Consider the following 21,792-nt stretch of genomic DNA (forward strand, 5'->3'; position numbering starts at 1 on the left):
GTCCACTTTCATGCGGAAACCCTGGGCCACTCTGGGCATCGACCTCCACCTGGAACCCTCGGGGCCGGGCCTGCGGCGCGGCCTGACCGACGCCCTGCGCGAAGCGGTCCGCACCGGTCGCCTCGCACCGGGCACCCGTCTGCCGTCCTCCCGCTCCCTCGCCGCCGACCTCGGCATCGCCCGCAACACGGTCGCCGAGGCCTACGCCGACCTGGTCGCCGAGGGCTGGCTCACGGCCCGGCAGGGGTCGGGCACGCGGGTCGCGGACCGGGCGGTGATGCCGTCGGGCGGCGCCGGCGCGGTGACCACGGCGGGCGGCGACGGCAGGGGGCTCCCGTCCGCCGGCGGCCACGTGGCGCCCCCACCGACGGGCGCACCCCCGACACGTGGCGCCTCCTCCCGACCGGGCGCGCCCACCACACAGGGCGCCTCCCCTCCGCAAACCGCCCCCGCCCGGCACCATGCCCCCCTGCCACCCCGCGTCACCGCCCCACCCCGCGCGCAACGCCCCCGGCCCGCCTACGACCTGGTCCCCGGCTCCCCGGACCTCGCCTCCTTCCCCCGCACGGAGTGGCTCAAGGCCGCCCGCCGCGCCTTCCTCGCCGCACCGCACGAGGCTCTCGGCTACGGCGACCCGCGCGGCCGCGCCGAACTGCGCGCCGCCCTCGCCGGATACCTCTCCCGCGCGCGGGGGGTGCGCGCCGACCCCGAGCGCATCGTGGTGTGCGCCGGTTTCGGGCACGGCCTGCACCTGCTCGGCAGGGTGCTGCGGGCGCGCGGGGCGCAGACGGTGGCGGTGGAGTCGTACGGCCTGCCGCCGCACTGGAACCAACTGACGACGGCGGGCCTGACCACGGCCCCCCTCCCGTTCGACGAACTCGGCACGAACCCGGAGGGATTGACGGACCAGTCGGCACTCCTCCTCACCCCTGCCCACCAGTTCCCGATGGGCGTGGCCCTGCACCGCGACCGCCGGGCCGCGGTGGTGGACTGGGCGCGGCGCACCGGCGGCCTGGTGCTGGAGGACGACTACGACGGCGAGTTCCGCTACGACCGCCAGCCCGTGGGCGCGCTCCAGGGCCTGGGCCCCGACCACGTCGTCTACCTGGGCACGGCCAGCAAGTCCCTCGCCCCGGGCCTGCGGCTCGCCTGGATGGTGCTGCCGCCGACGCTGGTCGAGGAGGTGACGGCAGCGAAGGGCCATGTGGACACCTGCGGCGCGCCGGACCAGTTGACCCTGGCGGAGTTCCTCACGTCCGGCGCCTACGACCGCCACGTCCGCTCCGCCCGCCTGCGCTACCGGCGCCGACGGGACGCGCTGGTCCGGGCCCTGGCCACCCACGCTCCCCACATCGACGTCACCGGCATCGCGGCCGGCCTCCACGTCCTGCTGCGCCTCCCGCCCGGTACGGAACAGTCGGTGGTCCAGGCGGCGGCCTGGCAGGGCCTGGCCGTCCACGGCCTGACCTACTTCCGCCACCTGTCCGCCACGACCGAGCCACTGGACGCGCTGGTCGTGGGGTACGGGACTCCACCGGATCATGCGTGGGCGGGAGCGTTGGAGGCGTTGTGCCGGGTTCTGCCGTAAGCCTCACGGAACGTCAGGGGACCCGTCAGGCCCCGGACCTCCGGGAATGCCTCGGGGAAATCCCGTGGCCGGCCGGAGGCGAGGATTCCTGCGGCAGCTCGCCGAACCGCGCCAACACCAACGCCCCCGCCACCGCCACCACAAAACCCAGCACGGCCAGCCAGCCGAACCCCTCCCGCGTACGGTCCCCCAGCCACACCACCCCCACCACCGCCGGCCCGACCGTCTCCCCGATCACCATCGCCGCCGTAGCCGTCGTCACCGACCCCCGCCGCAACGCCGACGTCAGCGCCAGAAACGCCGCCCCACCCCCCAGCAGCAGCGCATACGCCGCCGGATTCACCACCAGCTCCGACACCGCGACGGAGTCGATCAGCCGTACCGCCACCTCCACCACCCCGAACCCGAACCCGGCCGCCAGCCCGAGCACCAGACCCCGCCCGCGCTCCGGCAGCCGCCCTCCCGCAAGCCCCACTCCCAGCACCCCCACGGCCACCCCGAGCATCGCGAACCTCAGCGCGTCCGACCCGCCCAGATCCCCTTCCGTGCCGGAGGCGAGCCCGAGCATCCCCAGCCCGGCACACACCACCCCCACCGCGGCCCACTCACCCCGCCGCAACCGCACCCGCAGCAGCCGCGCCGAAACCACCGCCGTCACCGCGAGGCTGGACGCCAACGCCGCCGCGACGGCGTAGAGAGGAAGCGCCCGCAGCGCCACGACCTGCAACACGAACCCCAGCCCGTCCAGAGCCAGCCCGGCCAGATACCGCCACTGCCGCAGCGCCCGCAGCAACACCCCGGCCTCGCCGCCTCGACCCCCCTGCGCGCTCGCCGCCCGCGCGGCCATCGCCTGCAGGACGGTGGCCGTACCGAAACAGGCCGCCGCACCCAGTGCACACACCATCCCAACCGGCACAAAGCGACTGTAGGTGAGCGGCGGAAGGCCAGCCCGCCGACAGCCGCACTCTTGACGATCTCTAGGCTGTCCGCCGGACAACAACCGGATCATCGGGATCATCGGGGGAGACACACATGGCGGAAACGCGACGTCGGTTGCGCTCCAGCACCGTCGTACTCGGCGGCATGGGAGTCATCGCCGCGGCCCTGACGTCCTGCGGCTCGGAACCGGACCGCCGCTGCGTCGACCGCGACAGCTACACCTACGAGGGCTACAAGGTCATCGCCGACAAGAACTGCAAGTCCGGCTCCACCACCTCCGGCTCCTCCTACAGCAAGGGCCGCAAGAAGACCGGCTCCGGCAACAGTCGCGACGCCGCCTGGTACTACGACGCCGACACCGACGGCGGCCGCGCCGACTACGGCACCTTCAGCCGCAGCGAGGCCGTCGACCGCGGCGGCTTCGGCTGCTCCGGCTCGGGCAGCAGCGGCGGCTGAGCAGGGCCCGAGGAAAAGACGAAGGCAACCGGAAACCGGCAGGAACCCGCAGGACACGCACATGGAGCGCCGCACGATCGAGCCCCGCCCCGGCTGGCAGCAGACCGTCGAGGAACAAGGGCTCATCTACCCCCTCACCCGCTACCCCGACAACTCCCTGCGCCCGTACTGGGACGAGAGCGCCCACTACGTGTTCTCCCTGGCGGAGGTCGAGGCGCTGGAGGAGGTCGTCGAGGAACTGCACGGCATGTGCCTGACGGCGGCCGAGCACATCGTCGCCGAGCGGCGTTTCGCCGACCTCGGCATCACCGACCCGCGCGTCGCGGAGGCTGTCGCCGAGGCCTGGCGCCGCCGCGCCGAACTCCCTTCCCTCTACGGCCGCTTCGACCTCCGCTACGACGGCACCGGCCCGGCGAAACTCCTGGAGTACAACGCCGACACCCCCACCTCGCTGGTCGAGGCCGCCTCGCCCCAGTGGTTCTGGATGGAGGAACGCTTTCCCGGCGCCGACCAGTGGAACTCCCTCCACGAACGCCTCATCGCCGCCTGGAAGAAACAGTCCGCCCTGCTCCCGCCCGGTGCTCCTCTCTACTTCGCCTACTCCGCCGCCGACGAACTCGGCGAGGACCTGATGACGGTCGCCTATCTGAAGGAGACCGCGGAACAGGCCGGACTGGACACCGGCTGGATCTCCATGGAGGAGATCGGCTGGGACCGCCTCTCCGGCCGCTTCGTCGACACCCAACTCCGCTTCATCCGCAGCTGCTTCAAGCTCTATCCCTGGGAGTGGCTCACCACCGACCGCTTCGCCGGCCATGTCCTCGACACCCTCGACAACGGCGGCGGCACCGGTACGACCCTCTGGATCGAACCGGCCTGGAAGATGCTCCTCAGCAACAAGGCCCTCCTCGCCATCCTCTGGGAGCTCTACCCGGACCACCCGAACCTCCTCCCCTCCTACCTCGACGGACCGAGGGAGCTGGCGAGCACGACGGGCTACGTCGCCAAGCCGCTCCTCGGCCGCGAGGGGGCGGGCGTGACGATCCACGAACCCGGCACCGGCCCGGTCGTCCGCGAAGAACCCTGCTGCTACCAGCAGTTGGCCCCCCTTCCCGACTTCGACGGCAACCGCGTCGTCCTCGGCGCCTGGGTCGTCGAGAACGAGTCGGCCGGCCTCGGTATCCGCGAGTCGTCCGGCCTGATCACCGACGAATACGCCCGCTTCCTGCCGCACGTGATCCTGTAACGGCCGTACGCAGAAGGAGAGTCGGGTGCGTCCGAGTACGGGCAGAGGCCGACGTCACGCCGGCTGTGGCGCGACCGGAGCCCCGGCCGGCCACCGCATCGACAGGCTCTTACAGCGCCACGCCCCCCCTCGCGCACACACCGGCCCCGCCCGTCGGCTCCGGATGCTCGCCCAGCACCGTCAGCAGCGGCCCCCACCCGCCACCACGCACCCTCCGGCGCAGCCCCCACGCGGGCTCCGCCCATGACGAACAGGCCTCTCGTCACGCCAGGCGCATACACACCGCCCGGCGCCGCGAGCCGATTCACATCCCGAGCACGCCCCGCAACTGCGCGAGCCCCCAGTCCAGATCCTCCTTCCCGATCACCAACGGCGGCGCGATCCGGATCGTCGGCCCATGGGTGTCCTTCACCAGCACACCCCGGTCCATCAGCTTCTCGGACACCTCCCGCCCCGACCCGTACGCCCGGGCGATGTCGACCCCGGCCCACAGACCGCGCCCCCGCACCGCGGTCACCCGCCCCGTCCCGGCCAACAGCCCCAGCTCCCGGTGCAGATGCTCGCCGAGCTCCGCCGCCCGCGCCTGGAACTCGCCCGTCCGCAGCATCGCGATCACCTCCAGCGCCACCGCACAGGCCAGCGGATTCCCGCCGAACGTCGACCCGTGCTCCCCGGGCCGGAACACCCCGAGCACATCGGCCGACGACACCACCGCCGACACCGGCACGATCCCGCCCCCGAGCGCCTTGCCGAGCACATACACATCCGGCACCACCCCCTCGTGCTCGCAGGCGAAGGTACGACCCGTGCGCCCCAGCCCCGACTGGATCTCGTCCGCCACGAACAGTACGTTCCGCTCCCGCGTCAGCTCCCGCACCGCCGGCAGATAGCCGGCCGGCGGCACGAGAACCCCCGCCTCGCCCTGGATCGGCTCCAGCAACACGGCCACCGTGTTCTCCGTCAGCGCCTCCCGCATCGCCGTCAGATCCCCGTACGGCACGATCTCGAACCCCGGCGTGTACGGCCCGAAGTCCGCCCGCGCCTCCGGGTCGGTGGAGAAGCTGATGATCGTCGTCGTACGGCCGTGGAAGTTGTTGCCCGCCACGACGATCTTCGCCATCTCGCCCGGCACGCCCTTGACCCGGTACCCCCACTTCCGGGCGGTCTTCACCGCCGTCTCCACGGCCTCCGCCCCCGTGTTCATCGGCAGCACCATCTCCATCCCGCACAGCTCGGCCAGCTGCTCGCAGAACGCCGCGAACCGGTCGTGATGAAACGCCCGCGACGTCAGCGTCACCCGCTCCAGCTGAGCCTTCGCCGCCTCCAGGATCCGCCGGTTGCCGTGCCCGAAGTTGAGCGCCGAATACCCGGCCAGCAGATCCAGATACCGCCGCCCCTCCACATCCGTCATCCAGGCCCCGTCCGCCGTCGCCACCACGACCGGCAACGGGTGATAGGTGTGCGCGCTGTGCGCCTCGACCGCGGCGATCAGGGATTCGGTGGTGCTCGACGTACTCACGGGGCTCTCCGTTTCCGCCGCCACGAGGGCTCGCGCTCCGCCAGTCACGAGGCTCGTGGCCACTGTCCATTTCCGGCCGTACGAGTGCTTTGCGGCCCCTTCCTATCGTTGCTCGCATGGTGGACGCGGGACCATGCGGCATCGGCGCGCCCGGTAAGCTGATCGGCGGGCCGTGACTGGCGCGCTGGGATGGACCAACCATCGGGGAGCGGCCCCTGGACCGAGTCCAGACCGAGTGCCGTGCGCCTGGGCCGTACCGTGATCGCTGCACACGACGTCCGGAGGTCCCCATGTCAGCCGAGCCCCTCTCCACCGAGTCCACCGCCTTCCGTGCCGCCCTCGACGTGATCCGCGCCGTCGAGCCGCGCGTGGCCGACGCCATCGGCCAGGAGGTCGCCGACCAGCGCGAGATGCTCAAGCTGATCGCCTCCGAGAACTACGCCTCCCCGGCCACCCTCCTCGCGATGGGCAACTGGTTCAGCGACAAGTACGCCGAGGGCACCGTCGGCCGCCGCTTCTACGCCGGCTGCCGCAACGTCGACACCGTCGAGTCCCTCGCCGCCGAGCACGCCCGCGAGCTCTTCGGCGCCCGCCACGCCTACGTCCAGCCCCACTCCGGCATCGACGCCAACCTCGTCGCCTTCTGGGCCGTCCTCGCCGCCCGGGTCGAGGCCCCCGCCCTGGAGAAGGCCGGCGTCCGCCAGGTCAACGACCTCACCGAGGCCGACTGGGCCGAGCTCCGCCAGGCCTTCGGCAACCAGCGCATGCTCGGCATGTCCCTGGACGCCGGCGGCCACCTCACCCACGGCTTCCGCCCCAACATCTCCGGCAAGATGTTCGACCAGCGCTCCTACGGCACCGACCCCGCCACGGGCCTGATCGACTACGAGGCGCTGCGCGTGTCGGCCCGCGAGTTCAAGCCGCTGATCATCGTCGCCGGCTACTCCGCCTACCCCCGTCTCGTGAACTTCCGGATCATGCGCGAGATCGCCGACGAGGTCGGCGCCACGCTCATGGTCGACATGGCCCACTTCGCCGGTCTGGTCGCCGGCAAGGTCCTCACCGGCGACTTCGACCCGGTCCCGCACGCCCAGATCGTCACCACCACCACCCACAAGTCGCTGCGCGGCCCGCGCGGCGGCATGGTCCTGTGCGACGACTCCCTCAAGGACCAGGTCGACCGTGGCTGCCCGATGGTCCTCGGCGGCCCGCTCCCGCACGTCATGGCCGCCAAGGCCGTCGCCCTCGCCGAGGCCCGCCAGGAGTCCTTCCGCGACTACGCGCAGCGCATCGTCGACAACTCCCGGGCGCTGGCCGAGGGTCTGATGCGTCGGGGCGCGACCCTCGTGACCGGCGGTACGGACAACCACCTGAACCTGATCGACGTCGCCTCCTCCTACGGCCTCACCGGCCGCCAGGCCGAGGCCGCGCTCCTCGAGTCCGGCATCGTCACCAACCGCAACGCCATCCCGGCCGACCCCAACGGCGCCTGGTACACCTCCGGTATCCGCATCGGGACCCCCGCCCTGACCACCCGTGGCCTGGGCACCGCTGAGATGGACGAGGTCGCCGCCCTCATCGACCGCGTCCTCACCACCACCGAGGCCGGCACGACCAAGTCGGGCGCCCCTTCCAAGGCCGCTCACGTCCTCGACCCGAAGATCGCCGACGAGATCTCCCACCGCGCCACCGACCTCGTGGCCGGCTTCCCGCTGTACCCGGAGATCGACCTCGGCTGACGGCCGCACGATGCGCCAAGGGCCTCACAGGTCCAGGTCGATCAACTCCTGTCGTGGCTCCTCCCGCGGCGGTCCGGCTCCCGGCCGGGCCGCCGCGCGGCGTATCAGCAGCGTGCCGCCGACGCCGGTCGCGAACCCGACGGCCAGCCCCGCCGCCGCCCACCCCGCATCACCCATCACCGGGCCGGGCCGGTCCCCGGCGGCAGCGGCCTCGGCCAGGCCGTCCTCCGTCCCACCGAGCACTCCCGCCAGATCCAGCCGCTCGAATACGGAGCGCGGCGCCCGATGCCAGCGGATGTCGTCGTCCTCCACTTCAGGTGCGAGATCCGAGCGCACCCAGGGAGTGCCGTCCGCGGTCACGAACAGCTGGTCCTGCCGCTGGACGGCCACGTCCCCTCCCGGAGGCCGGTTCGTCTGCGGCCAGCCTCCGACCCCTGTCAGTCCCCAGACCACGGTGATCCGCATCGGCGGATGACGTCCCTCGACCCAGTCCTGCGGCACCCGCTCCGTCCCGACGTACGTCGGCTGCAACAGCTGCCACAGGCGGGCGAAGGCGGGCTCGCCGGAGCGCAGCGCCGTCGTCCGTCCCGTGCCGCCCGCGACGACCATCGCCACATCGGGGACATCCCGGCCCTGCGCCGTCGGCGCGGCCGCTGCGGTCGTCGCCGTGCCGCCGCACAGGGCCAGCGCGGCCGAGACCGGGCCGAGCAGCATGAGCCGTACCTCCCTCCCTCCTGTCCGCCCGCCGGTCCGCCCGCGGGCCAGCCCTCTGGCCCGCGCTCCGCCTCGTGCCACCATCGGTCCCCCTCCATGTCTCTCAGCCCTATCGATCCCCACGCCGGCCCTCACTCGCCCTGTCGCAGGGGCCGCCCTCCTGGTCGGCCCTCATACGTCGCGCAGCTCCTGCCTCGGCCCCGGCTCGCGCCGCAGGCGGTCCAGTGGCAGTCGCGCGGCGAAGGGGCGCAGTACCAGGGCAAGCACCGCTCCGGCCGCCGCGCCCGGCAGAGCCCACCACCAGGCGGTGCCGTCCCCCGTCCCCGTCCCCGACCCCGCCCCCGGCGCCTGGGCCGGGGACCCCTCGGTCGCCTTGTCCGCAGCGTCGGCCGTGGCCTTCGCGCCCTCGTCCGTCCCGTGCACCTCCCACGCCGGCGGGTAGATCGCCGCGCTTCCCCCGGCTGAGGCCTTTCCCATCAGGCCCAGCTCCTTGAGCAGGGCGCGCAGCTGGGTCGGGTGATCGGCGCGATGCCAGGTGCCGTTCGTCGTCCGGTCCAGGTTCGCCGCCGTGTGAATCCAGACGTCCTTCCCGTCGTCGACCGGGAAGACACGGTCGAGGCGCCAGGGCGTCACGTCGTGCAGCATCCAGGTCACGTTGATCTGGCGGGCTGCCGTCAGGCCCGCCTCGGGCGGCTTGTCACGTGTGCCCGTGCCTGGTGCGCCGAGCAGCTGCTCCAGCTCCCCGTACTCCTCGTCGGAGTAGTACAGCGACGCCGTTTCCACGCTCTCCGGTGAGACCAGGAGCACGCTCGTCGGTCCTCCGGCCGACACGGGCGGCGCACCCCACATCAGGAGGGCCAGAGCCGCCGCCAACGCCCCTGTCAGCGCCGCCAGTTCACGACGCCCACCCCTCCAACCAGCCCAGTGCCCGCGCGACCGGCGTCCCGAGCAGCCGGCCCTCCGCCCCCGCAATCGGTCTCCCCAGCGGCCGACCCCATGTCCGCGCATCCGAACCCCCAAGCCGAGCGATCCCCGGCGACCCGTCCCCGAGCCGCAATGTCACTTCTGGTACACCGCCCGACCCGCCTGGGTTCCCACCCCGGCCCGACTATTTCCGGACCGTCCTCATCTGGACCGTCCTCATCTGGACCGCCCCCATCCGGACCGGTCCCTGTCTGGAGCCGGCCCCGCCTCGGACTGGCCCCGAACGGGCCCGCCTCCTCTGGCCCGTCCTCATCGGGGTCGCCCTTCAAGCGGACCGGTCCCTGTCTGGACCCGGCCCCGTATCCGACTGGCCCCGAACGGGCCCGCCTCCTCCGGCCTGCTCTCATCGGGACCGCCCCTCAAACGGACCGGTCCCCATCTGGACCCGGCCCCGCATCCGACCGGCCCCGGACAGGCCCGCGCCTCCGGCCGCCCCTCATCCGGACCGGCACTGACCCGGACCGACCCTGACCGACCCGGACCAACCCCGACCGAGCCCGACTGCCCCCGGACCGGTCCCCATCTGGCCCCTGCCCCGCCCCGGACCGCCCCCTCCGGACCCCTACTTCGAGAACCCCTCGGACGCCCCCTCCACCGACCGCGCGATCTCGAGCACCCGCTCCTTCGACGCCACCCCTTCCAGCCGCAGCGTCACCGTGTCGCCCCCGCCCCTGTGGGCCCACAGCAGTGTTGCCCCTGCCGTCCGCTCCTCGCGGGTGTAGGGCTTGCCGTCGGCGTCCACCAGCCAGAAGGTCAGCAGGTGTGGTCGGGCGAACCACAGGGCCGGGGCTGGGGTGCCGCTGTCCGAGGGCTCGGTGTCCAGGGCGATCCATTCCGGCGGTTCGCGCACGGTCTTGGCGAAGCCGATGTCCAGGCTCGCGCGCCGCTCGTCCAGCCGTATCGTGCGCCCGTCCTCACGCCAGCACAGGCTCACCACGAACCGTCCCCGCGGCTCACCTGCCACCGCGACCGCGTCCGGTACGCCGAGCTCCGTCGGCACGAGCGGCGCGAACCCGGCCCGGCGCTCGGCCTGCGCGAGCGACACCGAGTGGCCGCAGCCTGGCACCTCGGCACCGGGGGAGGGCACCGCCGACGGGTCGTACCGCACCTCTACACCGGCGAAGTCGAACCAGTCGAGGACCGCCGCCCGCACCGGGGGCGTGAGCACCAGCACCGTCAGCAGGCCGCACAGCGCCGCCGTCAGCGAGCGCCACCGCAGCCGCGTCCACCGCCGCACCGCCCGCAGCCGCTCGGCGGCACCCGGCGGCTCGGCCACCGGAACCGGCACGTGCTCGGCGAGCAGCTGCCCCAGCACCCGCTCGACCATCGTCTCGGTGCCGTCCGCCGCACCCGGCGCATCCAGGGAACGCCCGAGCGCCCGCAACTCCTCCGGCAGTCGGGTCGCGTCCGCACGCCGACCGCGGTCACCGGTGCCTCCGCCGGCCGCGGTGCCGTCAGGCCCCTGCGCGCGCCCTCCCTCACCCTCGTACGCCCCCGGCCCTTCACCGTCGTACGACTTCCGTCCGTCACTCACGCTCATCACCCCCTTCCTGAGGCTGAAAATCCGGCAGGAGGCGCCCCAGCTTCCGCAGCGCGCGGTTCAGCCGGGATTTCACCGTCCCTCTGGGCCAGCCCAGCGCCTGGGCCGTCTCGGACTCGTCCATCTCCAGGAGATAGCGGTAGGTGACGACCAGGCGGTGCTCCTCGCTCAGCTTTTCCAGGGCGGCCTGCAGCGCGGCACGGCGCTCTATCCGCAGTGCGGCCGCGGCCGGGTCCGCCGATTCCGGTATCAGCGGTTCGGCCTCCGCCAAGGCCGCCTCACGCCCGGCGAGCGTGCGCTGGCGCGCTGCCGTACGGACTGTGTTCCTCGTCTCATTGGCGACGATCGCCAACAGCCATGGCTTGAACGCCGCGCCGTCCTTGAACCGGCCCAGCGTGCAGTACGCCTTGACGAAGGCCTGCTGCACCACATCCTCCGCGTCCGCACCCGCCCCGAGCGCGGCGGCCGCTCTGAGCGCGATGCCCGTATGGGCCCGCACCAGCTGCGCATACGCCTCCGGCTCCCCGGCGCGTACGCGTGCGATCACCGCGGCCTCATCGACGATGCGGCCCCCCTCCCGCGTTTTCACACTCTTGGTACACCGCTCGGACCGGATCGGTTCCCACCTGTGTCACATCTGTTTCCGAGCGGTTCCGGATCGGCCCCCGACACCTGAGAGAATGGTGAGCATGGCCTCTGATCGACCCCGCGTGCTCTCCGGAATCCAGCCCACCGCAGGCTCGTTCCACCTCGGCAACTACCTCGGCGCCGTCCGCCAGTGGGTGGCGCTGCAGGAGACCCACGACGCGTTCTACATGGTCGTCGACCTGCACGCGATCACGGTCCCGCAGGACCCGAAGGAACTGCGCGCCAACACCCGCCTGGCCGCCGCCCAGCTCCTCGCGGCCGGACTCGACCCCGAGCGCTGCACGCTCTTCGTCCAGAGCCACGTCCCCGAGCACGCCCAGCTCGCCTGGGTCATGAACTGCCTCACCGGCTTCGGCGAGGCGTCCCGCATGACCCAGTTCAAGGACAAGTCCGCCAAGCAGGGCGCCGAGCGGGCCTCCGTCGGCCTGTTCACGTACCCGATCCTGCAGGTCGCGGACATCCTGCTGTACCAGGCCAACGAGGTCCCGGTCGGTGAGGACCAGCGCCAGCACATCGAGCTCACGCGCGACCTCGCCGAGCGCTTCAACGGCCGTTTCGGCCCGACCTTCACCGTCCCGAAGCCGTACATCCTCAAGGAGACGGCGAAGATCTACGACCTTCAGGACCCGGCGATCAAGATGAGCAAGTCGGCGTCCACGCCGAAGGGCCTCATCAACCTCCTCGACGAGCCCAAGGCCACCGCCAAGAAGGTCAAGAGCGCGGTCACCGACACCGACACCGTCATCCGCTACGACGCCGAGAACAAGCCGGGCGTCAGCAACCTGCTCACCATCTACTCGACCCTCACGGGGACGGGAATCGCGGAACTGGAGCAGAAGTACGACGGCAAGGGCTACGGTGCGCTCAAGACGGACCTCGCCGAGGTCATGGTCGAGTTCGTGACGCCCTTCCGGGAGCGCACCCAGCAGTATCTGGACGATCCGGAGACGCTGGACTCGATCCTGGCCAAGGGCGCGGAGAAGGCGCGCGCCGTCGCCGCGGAGACGCTCTCCCAGGCGTACGACAGGGTGGGCTTCCTGCCCGCGAAGCACTGAGCCCGTACAGCGCTGCATATCACTACGGTTGCGCCTGCCCGCAGCCCGGCCGTAGCCGTACAGTCGATAGCCGAGTGGCTGCCACGGCGGCCACTCACGCACACCAACAGACGACAGGAGACGACGTGGGGACCGTAACGATCGGCGTGTCGATCGCGGTCCCGGAGCCTCACGGCAGCCTGCTCCAGGAGCGGCGCGCGGGCTTCGGCGACGCCGCTGCTCACGGCATCCCCACGCACGTCACACTGCTACCGCCGACAGAGGTCGACGCCTCGCTGCTGCCCGCGATCGAGGCCCATCTCGAGGAGGTCGCGGCCGCCGGCCGTGCCTTCCCGATGCGGCTGTCCGGCACCGGCACCTTCCGGCCGCTCTCGCCGGTCGTCTTCGTCCAGGTCGTCGAGGGCGCGGAGGCCTGCACCTGGCTGCAGAAGCAGGTCCGCGACGCCTCCGGGCCCGTGGCACGCGAACTGCAGTTCCCGTACCACCCGCATGTCACGGTCGCGCACGGAATCGACGACGCCTCGATGGACCGTGCCTTCGAGGAACTCGCCGACTACCGGGCCGAGTGGCCCTGCACCGGCTTCGCCCTCTACGAACAGGGCGCCGACGGCGTGTGGCGCAGGCTGCGGGACTTCACCTTCGGGGGCACGGTGGTGCCGCCGCAGGCGGGGCATGTGGAGCGCGAGACGCTCCGCTAGGACCGCGGCGAGGGGGCGTGCCGCCCATCGCCGGTGATCGTCTGCGGCGGCGTTGTGGCTGGTCGCGCGCGCGAGGCGGAGCCGCCCATCGACACGGCCCCGCGCCCCTTGAGGGACGCTGCCGTACCGAGACCTACAGCGGCAGCCGTCGGAACAACCCCCGTGGCGCATGCCGCAGGGCCGACATCACGAGGCGTAGCGTGCCCGGGACCCACACCGTCTCCGAGCGTCGACGCAGGCCCAGTTCGATGGCCGTGGCGACCGCTTCCGGGGTGGTCGCGAAGGGGGCTTCGTCCAGGCCGGCCGTCATCTTCGAGCGGACGAACCCGGGGCGTACGACCATGACGTGCACGCCGGTGCCGTGCAGTGCGTCGCCCAGGCCCTGGGTGAAGGCGTCGAGGCCGGCCTTGCTGGAGCCGTAGATGAAGTTGGCGCGGCGGGCCCGTTCGCCGGCGACGGAGGAGAGGACGACGAGCGAGCCGTGGCCCTGGGACTGGAGGGCGCCGGCGCTGACCAGGCTCGCCGACACGGCGCCCGTGTAGTTGGTCTGGGCCACGCGTACCGCGTTCAGCGGCTCACGCTCGTCGCGCGCCTGGTCGCCGAGGACTCCGAAGGCGAGGAGCACCATGTCGACGTCGCCCTCCGCGAACACCTTGCCGAGCACCGCCTCGTGGGACTCGGGGTCGAGCGCGTCGAAGGCCACGGTGTGCACGTCGGCCCCCAGGGCGCGCAGATCGGCCGCCGACTGCTCCAGGGCGGGCGACGGGCGGCCCGCCAGCCAGACCGTGCGGGTGCGGCGCGCGATCAGGCGGCGCGCGGTGGCCAGCGCGATCTCGGACGTACCGCCGAGGACGAGCAGGGACTGGGGGATGCCGAAGGCGTCCTTCACTACAGCTCCTAGAGATCTGAGGGGGTTCTAAAGGCCGAGGCGGCGGGCCAGGTCCGACACGAACACCCCGCGCGGGTCGAGCTGCGCACGCAGCGCGCGGAAGTCGTCCAGGCGGGGGTACATCGCGGCGAGCAGTTCGGGCCGCAGCCGGGAGTCCTTGGCGAGGTAGACGCGCCCGCCCGCCGTGGCCACCTCCTCGTCCAACTCGTCGAGGAGGGCGGCGAGGGCGGGCAGGCCGGCCGGGATGTCCAGGGCCAGCGTCCAGCCGGGGACGGGGAAGGAGAGCCAGCCGGGGTCGGCGTCGCCGAAGCGCTTGAGGACGGCCAGGAAGGACGGGCAGCGGTGCTCGCAGATGCGCCGCACGATCCGGCGCAGGGTGTCCTCCTGGCCGTGCCCGACGACGAACTGGTACTGCACGAAGCCACTTGGGCCGTAGATCCGGTTCCAGTGGGGGACGCCGTCCAGAGGGTGGAAGAAGGCGGAGAGCTTCTGCAGTTCGCCGGTACGCGCGCGTGGAGCGTTGCGGTACCAGAGCTCGTTGAACCAGCCGACCGTACGGCGGCTCAGCAGGCCCTCGGGGAGGAAGGCGGGCGCGGCGGGCAGGCGGGAGGGGCGGAAGGCGAGCGGCTCTCTACGCGCGCGCGTGCCTTCGCGCAGTGCCTCCAGGGGCGCGTGGTCGCCGCGCGTGAGCACCGCGCGGCCCGTCGCCGCGCCGCGCGCCAGCAGGTCGATCCACGCGACTGAGTAGCGGTAATGGTCGTCGGTGGCGGTCAGGCGGGCCATCAGGTCGTCGAGATCCCGCGCGCGCTCCGTGTCGACCGTCATCAACGAGGTCTGCACCGGCTGGAGTTGGACCGTCGCGGTCAGGATCACGCCGGTCAGGCCCATGCCGCCGGTGGTGGCGTCGAACAGCGGCGTGCCGCGGCGGACGGTGTGGATCTCGCCGTCGGCGGTGAGGAGTTCCAAGGACAGGACGTGGCGGGAGAAGGACCCCGAGACGTGGTGGTTCTTGCCGTGGATGTCGGCCCCGATCGCGCCGCCGACCGTCACATAGCGGGTGCCCGGCGTCACCGGCACGAACCAGCCGAGCGGTAGCAGCACCTCCATCAGCCGGTGCAGGGAGACCCCCGCGTCGCACAGCACGGTGCCGCCGTCGGCGTCGATCGCGTGGATGCGGTCCAGGCCCGTCATGTCGAGCACCGTGCCCCCGGCGTTCTGCGCCGCGTCCCCGTACGCCCGCCCCAGGCCCCTCGGGATGCCCCCGCGGGCCCCACAGCCCCGAACGGCTGCCGCGGCCTCCTCGTACGTCCGTGGGCGGATCAGACGGGCGGTGGTGGGGGCGGTGCGGCCCCATCCCGTGACGGAGACGGTGTCGGCAGGCATGTCGGCGACCGTAGCGCCCCTATATGGGCGAGCAGTTCTGAAACATTCCTCTCCTCCCCGAAATGGGTGATTAATGGGATGTCGCCCAATATGTTCGTAGTTCTGACGATGGGGACGTGAAAAGTGAGTCCCCATGGACCGCCTCGACGACATGGACCACCGAAGCCTCGGTGGCACGGACCACCGAAGCCTCGGTGGCACGGACCGACGAAGCCTGCGGGGCGCGGAGCGCCGAAACCTGTCGGGCACGGAGCGCCGAATCCTTTCGGCGTTCCACGCCCGAGGCCGCGACCCACGCGTCGCCACCGCCGCGCGCGCCCTGTCCTGGGCCGGCGAACACGGAGCGCTGTGGCTGGCGGCGGGTCTCGCGGGGGCCGCCGTGGATGGTGGGCGACGTGGCGTCTGGTTGCGCGGCACGGCGCTCACCGCGGGCGCGCACCTCCTCAGCATGGGTGTGAAAAGGGTGGTACGGCGCCCGCGTCCGGCGCATGTCACGCCCCTCGTGCGCACCGTGGGCCGGCACTCCTTCCCCAGCTCCCACGCGACCTCCGCCACGGCCGCCGCCGTCGCCTACGGCGCGCTCGGCGCGTACGTGATCCCTCCGCTCGCTGCCGCGATGTGCGTGTCCCGCCTGGTCGTCGGCGTGCACTACCCCTCGGACGTCGCGGCGGGCGCGGCCCTGGGGGCGCTCACGGCGTGCGTCGGGGCGGGCTGGATGAGGAGGGGGAGCACCCATGACTGAGGCAGCGCCCCTCACGAGTGCCGCGAGCGAACGGGAAGCGCTGCTCCACGAGCAGCGCACGCCCCCGCGACCATCCGCACCACCACCCCGCAAAGGCGGCCTCCGCGCGCTCCCGAAAGGCCTCCTCAGGACCGCGCGACCCAAGCAATGGGTCAAGAACGTCCTGGTCATCACCGCTCCGGCCGCAGCCGGCGAGCTCTTCTCGCCCGGCGCCCCGACCCAACTCGCGCTCGTCTTCGCCCTCTTCACCGCCTGTGCTTCCGCCGTCTATCTCGTCAACGACGCCCGTGACGCCGAAGCGGACCGCGCGCACCCCACCAAACGCCACCGCCCGGTCGCCGCCGGACAGGTCCCCGTACCCGTCGCGTACGCCGTGGGAGCCGCCCTCGCCGTCCTCGCACCGGCCACCGCGGCCTGGCTGACCTCGCCCGCCGTCGCGGCCCTGCTCGCGGCGTACATCGGCATGCAACTGGCCTACTGCGTCAGCCTCAAGCACGTCCTGGTCGTCGACCTCGTCGTCGTCACGACCGGGTTCCTGATGCGGGCGGTGATCGGCGGGCTCGCGCTCGGCATCCCGCTGTCGCGCTGGTTCCTCATCACGACCGGGTTCGGGGCGCTGTTCATGGTGTCGGCCAAGCGCTACTCCGAAGCCGTGCAGATGGCAGGGAAAGCGGGCGCCACGCGCGCGTTGCTCACCGAGTACACCACCGGCTATCTGCGCTTCGTGTGGCAGTTGGCGGCCGCGGTCGCCGTCCTCGGCTACTGCCTGTGGGCCCTGGAGGAAGGCGGCGTCCCGCACACCAGCGTGCTGCCCTGGCGCCAGCTGTCCGTGGTCGCCTTCATCCTGGCGATCCTGCGCTACGCAGTCTTCGCCGACCGGGGCACGGCGGGCGAACCCGAGGACGTCGTCCTGCACGACCGCGCGCTCGCCGTCATCGGCGTGGTGTGGCTGGCGATGTACGGGCTGGCGGTGGCCAATTGGTAGGCACGCGCGCGTGGGGCGACAGACGCGAACTCCTCGGCTTCGCCGCCGTCGGTCTCCTCGCCTACGCCGTGGACCTCACCCTCTTCACCTGCCTGCGCGGCCCCGCCGCCCTGGACCCCCTCACCTCCAAAGCCCTCTCCTTCGTCGCCGGCTGCACGGTCGCCTATGCCGGGAACGCCCTCGGCACCTACCGCCACACCCACCCGAAGGGTCTGCGGCCCTACGCCGTCTTCTTCGCGGTGAACATCGCCGGAGCGCTCGTCCAGCTTCTGTGTCTCGCCGTCAGTCACTACGGCCTCGGCCTCACCTCGCAGCGCGCGGACACCGTCTCCGGGGCGGGAATCGGGATGGTCCTGGCTACAGTCCTGCGGTTCTGGGGCACTCGGACATTGGTCTTCCGTGCGGAGGGCAGAGTCGGATCATGGACTGGCTGAAGAAACTCCCCGGCGTCGGGCCGATGGTGGCCCGGCTCATGACCACGCACGCGTGGCGGTCGTACGAGCGCATGGACCGGGTGAAGTGGACACGGCTGGCCGCCGCGATGACGTTCACCAGTTTCGTCGCGCTGTTTCCGCTGCTCACCGTGGCCGCCGCGATCGCTGCCGCGACGCTCGGCACGGAGCAGCAGAACAAGCTGGAGGACAAGATCGCCGATCAGGTCCCCGGCATCGCCGACCAGCTCGACATCGACGCCCTGGTCGAGAACGCCGGCACCATCGGCCTCATCGCCGGTGCCGTCCTGCTGTTCACCGGCATCGGCTGGGTCGGCTCCATGCGCGAGTGTCTGCGGGCGGTGTGGGAGGTGCCCGAGGACGAGGGGAACCCCGTCCTGCGCAAGGCCAAGGACGCGGGCGTCCTGGTCGGCTTCGGGGGCGCCGTACTCGTGACGCTCGCGGCCTCCGCGGTCGCCTCCGCCATGGTCGGCTGGATCACCCGGCAGCTCGGCATCGACGAGGGCGGCTGGGGCGGGGTCCTGCTGCAGATCGCCGCGTTCCTCGTCGCCGTGCTCGCCAACTTCCTTCTGCTGCTGTACGTCCTGACCCTGCTGCCCGGCGTCGAACCGCCGCGCCGCCGGCTGATGGTGGCCGCGCTGATCGGCGCGGTCGGGTTCGAACTGCTGAAACTGCTGCTGAGCGGCTATATGCAGGGCGTGGCCACCAAGAGCATGTACGGCGCGTTCGGCGTGCCGGTCGCCCTGCTGCTGTGGATCAACTTCACCGCGAAGCTGGTGGTGTTCTGCGCCGCCTGGACGGCGACGCAGGGCAAGGAGGTCGAACTCGCCGACGCTTCCGAAGACTCGGACGCCTCCGAAGACTCGGGCGAGTCCGCGGGCCAGGCCCAGTCCGCGGGCCCGGCCCGGTCGGCGGAGTCGGGCGAGTCGGCGGAGCCGCCGGGGTCAGGCGCCTCCGACGACTCGGGCGAGTCCGATAAGCCTGGGCGCCTTGAGGGGCCCGGCACCCCCGAGCAGCCCGGCACCCCCGAGAACCCCGAGGTCAGGGGCGGCTCCGGCGGCGCACCAGGTCGGGCAGCGGCCACCGGCGGTTGATCAGGAACGCGCCCGCCGCGAGCAGCACCAGCACCCCGCCGGTGATCCCGAGCGCGACGCCGATGCCGGTCGAGCCGCCCGCGGCCGAGGCACCCACCGCCGGCGTCGCGGACTTCTCGGCGTTCCCGGCGCCACCGGCCTCCCCGGAGTCGTTCGCGCCGGGCTGCGCGCCGGCCTGCGCCGCGCTCTTCGGCGGCACCAGCTCACCCACCGGCTGCACCTTGCCGGCCGCCTGGAAGCCCCAGTCGAAGAGCTTCGCGGTCTCCTTGTAGACCTCGTTGTGCTCGCTCTTCTCGGGGTTCATGACGGTGACGAGCAGCACCTTGCCGTTCCGCTCGGCCACGCCCGTGAAGGTGGCACCGGCGTTGGTGGTGTTGCCGTTCTTGACGCCGGCGATGCCCTGGTAGACGGAGATGTCGGAGTCGCCGCTGAGCAGCCGGTTGGTGTTCTGGATCTCGAAGGAATCGCGGACGGACTTGCCCTTCTTGTTCTTCTTCGTCTCGCCCGGGAACTTCGCGGTGACGGTCGAGCAGTACTCGCGGAAGTCCTTCTTCTGCAGCCCGGAACGGGCGATCAGAGTGAGGTCGTACGCCGACGAGACCTGGCGCGGAGCGTCGTAGCCGTCGGGCGACACGGCGTACGTGTCGAGGGCCTGGAGCTCCTCGGCGTGCTCGTTCATCTCCTTGACGGTGTTGTCGATCCCGCCGTTCATCTTCGACAGGACGTGCACGGCGTCGTTGCCGGAGCGCAGGAAGACGCCGAGCCACAGGTCGTGGACGGAGTACGTCTCGCCTTCCTTTATTCCGACCATGCTGGAGCCGGTCCCGACGTCCGCCAGATCGGACGGGACGACCTTGTGTTCCATGGTCTTCGGGAACTTCGGCAGCACCGTGTCGGCGAACAGCATCTTCATCGTGCTCGCGGGCGGCAGCCGCCAGTGCGCGTTGTGCGCCGCGAGCACATCGCCGGACTCGGCGTCGGCGACGACCCAGGAACGGGCGGTCAGGTCCTTGGGCAGCACGGGGACGCCGCTCGCCAGGTTCACCTGGGTACCGGGCTGTCCCAGCCGCTCGCCGCCCACGGTCGACATGTTCGCCGGGGGAGTGGCCGACGGGCTCGTACTCGGTGACGGCTTGGGAGCCGCGTAGGAGACGGGCGCGGTCAGCGCGAGGGACGACAGGACGGCGGAAGTGACCAGCAGGGAGCGCCTGACGGTCTTCTTGGGTGCGGACACGACCGAGAACGTACATGCCGTTGCCATGGAAGTCCCGCTTCCGCCCCCACCCCGCTCGGAGGACCGGAGACCGGACGGTGATACTGAACTCATGAAGCTCAGCCGCCCCGTCTCCTGGTTCCTGCTCGCCTTCGGGGTGTGGAGCTGGGTCATCTGGGTCACTTTCGTCAAAAACCTGATCAAGGACAGCAGCGGGCTCGCGTTCGACGACGGTCACCCGACGGCGTACTTCTGGGTGCACCTGCTGCTCGCCGTCGTCTCCTTCGTATTGGGGACGGTCATCGGGGTCATCGGGTTGCGCTCGGTGCGCGCACTGCGCCGGACGTCATAGGAACTCGGCCGGCGCCCCGGGCGTTCACTCAGCACGCAACGGAAAGGGAACGTCGGCGTGGTCATCGTCTTCGTGCTTGTCGCACTGCTCGTGCTGTCCGCCCTGGTGGCGGGCAACTGGCTGGTGTGGCGCCGCCTGTTCCGCGACACGACCCGCGGCCCCGGGTTCGTGCGCCGAGCGGGCGTGGCGGTGATCGCCGGCGGCTGGGCGCTGACGGTCGCTGCCTTCGTCGCCGAGCGTGCGGGCGCGCCCTTCCGGCTCCAGCAGATCCTGGCCTGGCCGGGCTTCATGTGGCTGGCCCTGTCGATATACCTGCTGCTGGGTGTGTTGGCGGGTGAACTCGTACGACCGCTGCTGCGGCGGTGGCTCGAACGGCGGGCGCGCGGGAAGGAAGCCGCACAGGAGCAGCCGGTGCTCGTGCCGGCGGGAGCGACGGCGGTCACGGCGCTCGTCACGGCACCCGCCGCGCCACCTGCCACCAAGTCGGCCGGAACCCGGACCCTCACGCCCACGTCCGCCCCCGCGGATACGACCGGCCCGGCTGCGACGCGCACGGCCGACCTGGACTCGGCGGCCACGACCGCCACGACCTCTGCGCTCAGAACCGACCCGCCCCCGCCGTCCGCGAGCGACGCCACCCCGCCCTCCGCCCCGGAGTCCATGGACCCCGACCGCCCCCTGGCCGCCCCCACCCGGCGCCTCTTCGTCTCCCGCGTCGTCGCCGGTGCCGCGGCCGCGGCCGCCGTGGGAACCGTCGGCTACGGCACCTACGGCGTGCTGCGCGGTCCGAAGGTGAAGCGGGTCACCGTCCCGCTGGCCAAGCTCCCGCGCGCGGCGCACGGTTACCGCATCGCGGTCGTCAGCGACATCCACCTGGGCCCGGTCCTGGGCCGGGGCTTCGCCCAGAAGGTCGTCGACACCATCAACGGCACCCAGCCCGACCTCATCGCGGTGGTCGGCGACCTGGTGGACGGCAGCGTGAAGGACCTCGGCCCGGCGGCGGCCCCGCTCGCCCAACTCCGGGCGAGACATGGCGCGTTCTTCGTCACCGGCAACCACGAGTACTTCTCGGGCGCCGAGCAGTGGGTGGACGAGGTGCGCCGCCTGGGCCTGCGCCCGCTGGAGAACGCGCGCACCGAGCTGCCCCACTTCGACCTGGCCGGTGTCAACGACGTCGCGGGCGAGAGCGAGGGCCAGGGCCCCGACTTCGCCAAGGCCCTCGGTGACCGGGACACGGCACGCGCGTGCGTGCTCCTCGCCCACCAACCGGTGCAGATCCACGACGCCGTCGACCACGGTGTCGACCTCCAGCTCTCCGGCCACACCCACGGCGGCCAGCTCTGGCCCGGCAACCTCGTCGCGGGCCTGGCCAACCCGACCCTGGCCGGTCTGGAGCGCTACGGCGACACCCAGCTGTACGTGAGCCGGGGCGCGGGCGCCTGGGGTCCGCCGACACGCGTGGGTGCCCCGTCGGACATCACGGTGATCGAGCTGGCGTCCCATCAGGCCTGACGGGACGCGGGCCCATGGCCACCCCGCCGACCCTCTCTGTGGAC

General features: G+C 72.0%; 21 protein-coding genes and 1 riboswitch. Of the genes, 12 read left to right on the forward strand and 9 right to left on the reverse strand.

From position 1 onward, the window contains the following. Window positions 1-10 precede the first annotated feature (10 nt). A complete protein-coding gene (locus tag ACIREI_RS23720; RefSeq protein WP_403336134.1) occupies window positions 11-1,588 on the forward strand; it encodes an aminotransferase class I/II-fold pyridoxal phosphate-dependent enzyme in 1,578 nt (525 codons plus the stop codon). A 25-nt stretch (window positions 1,589-1,613) separates the two neighbouring features. Here the strand turns inward: ACIREI_RS23720 and ACIREI_RS23725 are convergent, their stop codons facing one another. Further along, a complete protein-coding gene (locus ACIREI_RS23725; protein WP_403336740.1) occupies window positions 1,614-2,492 on the reverse strand; it encodes a hypothetical protein in 879 nt (292 codons plus the stop codon). A gap of 128 nt (window positions 2,493-2,620) precedes the next feature. On the opposite strand from ACIREI_RS23725, the gene ACIREI_RS23730 reads away from it, so the two are divergent. Together ACIREI_RS23730 and ACIREI_RS23735 are read left to right on the forward strand one after the other, a co-directional pair. Further along, complete coding sequence (locus ACIREI_RS23730; RefSeq protein WP_403336137.1) at window positions 2,621-2,983, forward strand: hypothetical protein; 363 nt, start codon at window positions 2,621-2,623, stop codon at window positions 2,981-2,983. Window positions 2,984-3,044: 61 nt separating this feature from the next. After that, complete coding sequence (locus ACIREI_RS23735) at window positions 3,045-4,229, forward strand: glutathionylspermidine synthase family protein (RefSeq protein WP_403336140.1); 1,185 nt, start codon at window positions 3,045-3,047, stop codon at window positions 4,227-4,229. A 304-nt stretch (window positions 4,230-4,533) separates the two neighbouring features. On the opposite strand, the gene rocD is transcribed toward ACIREI_RS23735, so the two are convergent. Further along, window positions 4,534-5,748: an ornithine--oxo-acid transaminase gene (gene rocD / locus ACIREI_RS23740; RefSeq protein ID WP_403336143.1), complete on the reverse strand. Its 1,215-nt coding sequence runs from the start codon at window positions 5,746-5,748 to the stop codon at window positions 4,534-4,536. A gap of 162 nt (window positions 5,749-5,910) precedes the next feature. Next, a riboswitch (ZMP/ZTP riboswitch) is annotated at window positions 5,911-6,007 on the forward strand. Window positions 6,008-6,038: 31 nt separating this feature from the next. Between rocD and ACIREI_RS23745 the strand changes: the two genes are divergently transcribed. Beyond that, entirely contained in the window at window positions 6,039-7,487 is a 1,449-nt protein-coding gene (locus ACIREI_RS23745) for a glycine hydroxymethyltransferase (RefSeq protein WP_403336146.1), read from the forward strand. 24 nt (window positions 7,488-7,511) lie between these two features. Here the strand turns inward: ACIREI_RS23745 and ACIREI_RS23750 are convergent, their stop codons facing one another. From ACIREI_RS23750 to ACIREI_RS23765, 4 genes are all read right to left on the reverse strand, one after another. Then, window positions 7,512-8,201 carry a hypothetical protein gene (locus tag ACIREI_RS23750; RefSeq protein ID WP_403336149.1) on the reverse strand — a complete coding sequence of 230 codons (690 nt, stop codon included), beginning with the start codon at window positions 8,199-8,201 and terminating at the stop codon, window positions 7,512-7,514. A 171-nt stretch (window positions 8,202-8,372) separates the two neighbouring features. After that, entirely contained in the window at window positions 8,373-9,008 is a 636-nt protein-coding gene (locus ACIREI_RS23755) for a hypothetical protein (RefSeq protein WP_403336151.1), read from the reverse strand. Between the two features lie 739 nt (window positions 9,009-9,747). Then, window positions 9,748-10,725: a hypothetical protein gene (locus ACIREI_RS23760; protein WP_403336153.1), complete on the reverse strand. Its 978-nt coding sequence runs from the start codon at window positions 10,723-10,725 to the stop codon at window positions 9,748-9,750. Next, entirely contained in the window at window positions 10,712-11,314 is a 603-nt protein-coding gene (locus ACIREI_RS23765; protein WP_403336156.1) for an RNA polymerase sigma factor, read from the reverse strand. The genes ACIREI_RS23760 and ACIREI_RS23765 overlap by 14 nt, the downstream gene beginning before the upstream one ends. Before the next feature lie 100 nt (window positions 11,315-11,414). On the opposite strand from ACIREI_RS23765, the gene trpS reads away from it, so the two are divergent. Next, window positions 11,415-12,428: a tryptophan--tRNA ligase gene (trpS, locus tag ACIREI_RS23770; protein WP_403336159.1), complete on the forward strand. Its 1,014-nt coding sequence runs from the start codon at window positions 11,415-11,417 to the stop codon at window positions 12,426-12,428. A gap of 125 nt (window positions 12,429-12,553) precedes the next feature. Then, window positions 12,554-13,126 (forward strand): 2'-5' RNA ligase family protein, encoded by a 573-nt coding sequence (locus ACIREI_RS23775; protein ID WP_403336161.1) that lies wholly within the window; start codon window positions 12,554-12,556, stop codon window positions 13,124-13,126. A gap of 133 nt (window positions 13,127-13,259) precedes the next feature. Here the strand turns inward: ACIREI_RS23775 and ACIREI_RS23780 are convergent, their stop codons facing one another. Both ACIREI_RS23780 and ACIREI_RS23785 read right to left on the reverse strand, forming a co-directional pair. Further along, window positions 13,260-14,015, reverse strand: coding sequence for a decaprenylphospho-beta-D-erythro-pentofuranosid-2-ulose 2-reductase (locus ACIREI_RS23780; protein WP_403336164.1), 756 nt, complete (start codon window positions 14,013-14,015; stop codon window positions 13,260-13,262). Window positions 14,016-14,042: 27 nt separating this feature from the next. Further along, complete coding sequence (locus tag ACIREI_RS23785; protein ID WP_403336167.1) at window positions 14,043-15,398, reverse strand: FAD-binding protein; 1,356 nt, start codon at window positions 15,396-15,398, stop codon at window positions 14,043-14,045. A gap of 133 nt (window positions 15,399-15,531) precedes the next feature. Here ACIREI_RS23785 and ACIREI_RS23790 point away from each other — a divergent pair, with 133 nt between their 5' ends. Genes ACIREI_RS23790 through ACIREI_RS23805 form a run of 4 tightly spaced genes read left to right on the forward strand, consistent with a single transcriptional unit; the run spans window position 15,532 to window position 18,671 of the window. Further along, a complete protein-coding gene (locus ACIREI_RS23790) occupies window positions 15,532-16,140 on the forward strand; it encodes a phosphatase PAP2 family protein (protein WP_403336170.1) in 609 nt (202 codons plus the stop codon). Next, window positions 16,133-17,125 carry a decaprenyl-phosphate phosphoribosyltransferase gene (locus ACIREI_RS23795; RefSeq protein WP_403336173.1) on the forward strand — a complete coding sequence of 331 codons (993 nt, stop codon included), beginning with the start codon at window positions 16,133-16,135 and terminating at the stop codon, window positions 17,123-17,125. The genes ACIREI_RS23790 and ACIREI_RS23795 overlap by 8 nt, the downstream gene beginning before the upstream one ends. Beyond that, the gene (locus ACIREI_RS23800; protein ID WP_403336176.1) at window positions 17,119-17,559 is read left to right on the forward strand and encodes a GtrA family protein; all 441 of its coding nucleotides are present in this window, start codon (window positions 17,119-17,121) and stop codon (window positions 17,557-17,559) included. The genes ACIREI_RS23795 and ACIREI_RS23800 overlap by 7 nt, the downstream gene beginning before the upstream one ends. After that, window positions 17,547-18,671 (forward strand): YhjD/YihY/BrkB family envelope integrity protein, encoded by a 1,125-nt coding sequence (locus ACIREI_RS23805; RefSeq protein WP_403336179.1) that lies wholly within the window; start codon window positions 17,547-17,549, stop codon window positions 18,669-18,671. Before ACIREI_RS23800 ends, ACIREI_RS23805 begins: the two co-directional genes overlap by 13 nt. Here ACIREI_RS23805 and ACIREI_RS23810 read toward each other — a convergent pair. Continuing rightward, a complete protein-coding gene (locus ACIREI_RS23810) occupies window positions 18,619-19,905 on the reverse strand; it encodes a D-alanyl-D-alanine carboxypeptidase family protein (RefSeq protein ID WP_403336182.1) in 1,287 nt (428 codons plus the stop codon). The genes ACIREI_RS23805 and ACIREI_RS23810 overlap by 53 nt on opposite strands. Window positions 19,906-19,996: 91 nt before the next feature. Here ACIREI_RS23810 and ACIREI_RS23815 point away from each other — a divergent pair, with 91 nt between their 5' ends. Together ACIREI_RS23815 and ACIREI_RS23820 are read left to right on the forward strand one after the other, a co-directional pair. Continuing rightward, complete coding sequence (locus ACIREI_RS23815) at window positions 19,997-20,236, forward strand: SCO4848 family membrane protein (RefSeq protein ID WP_403336185.1); 240 nt, start codon at window positions 19,997-19,999, stop codon at window positions 20,234-20,236. Window positions 20,237-20,293: 57 nt separating this feature from the next. Then, window positions 20,294-21,748, forward strand: a complete 1,455-nt coding sequence (locus tag ACIREI_RS23820; RefSeq protein ID WP_403336187.1) for a metallophosphoesterase — start codon at window positions 20,294-20,296, stop codon at window positions 21,746-21,748. Window positions 21,749-21,792: the final 44 nt, after the last annotated feature.

The organism is Streptomyces sp. NPDC093591, assembly GCF_044764885.1.
Lineage (GTDB): Bacteria > Actinomycetota > Actinomycetes > Streptomycetales > Streptomycetaceae > Streptomyces.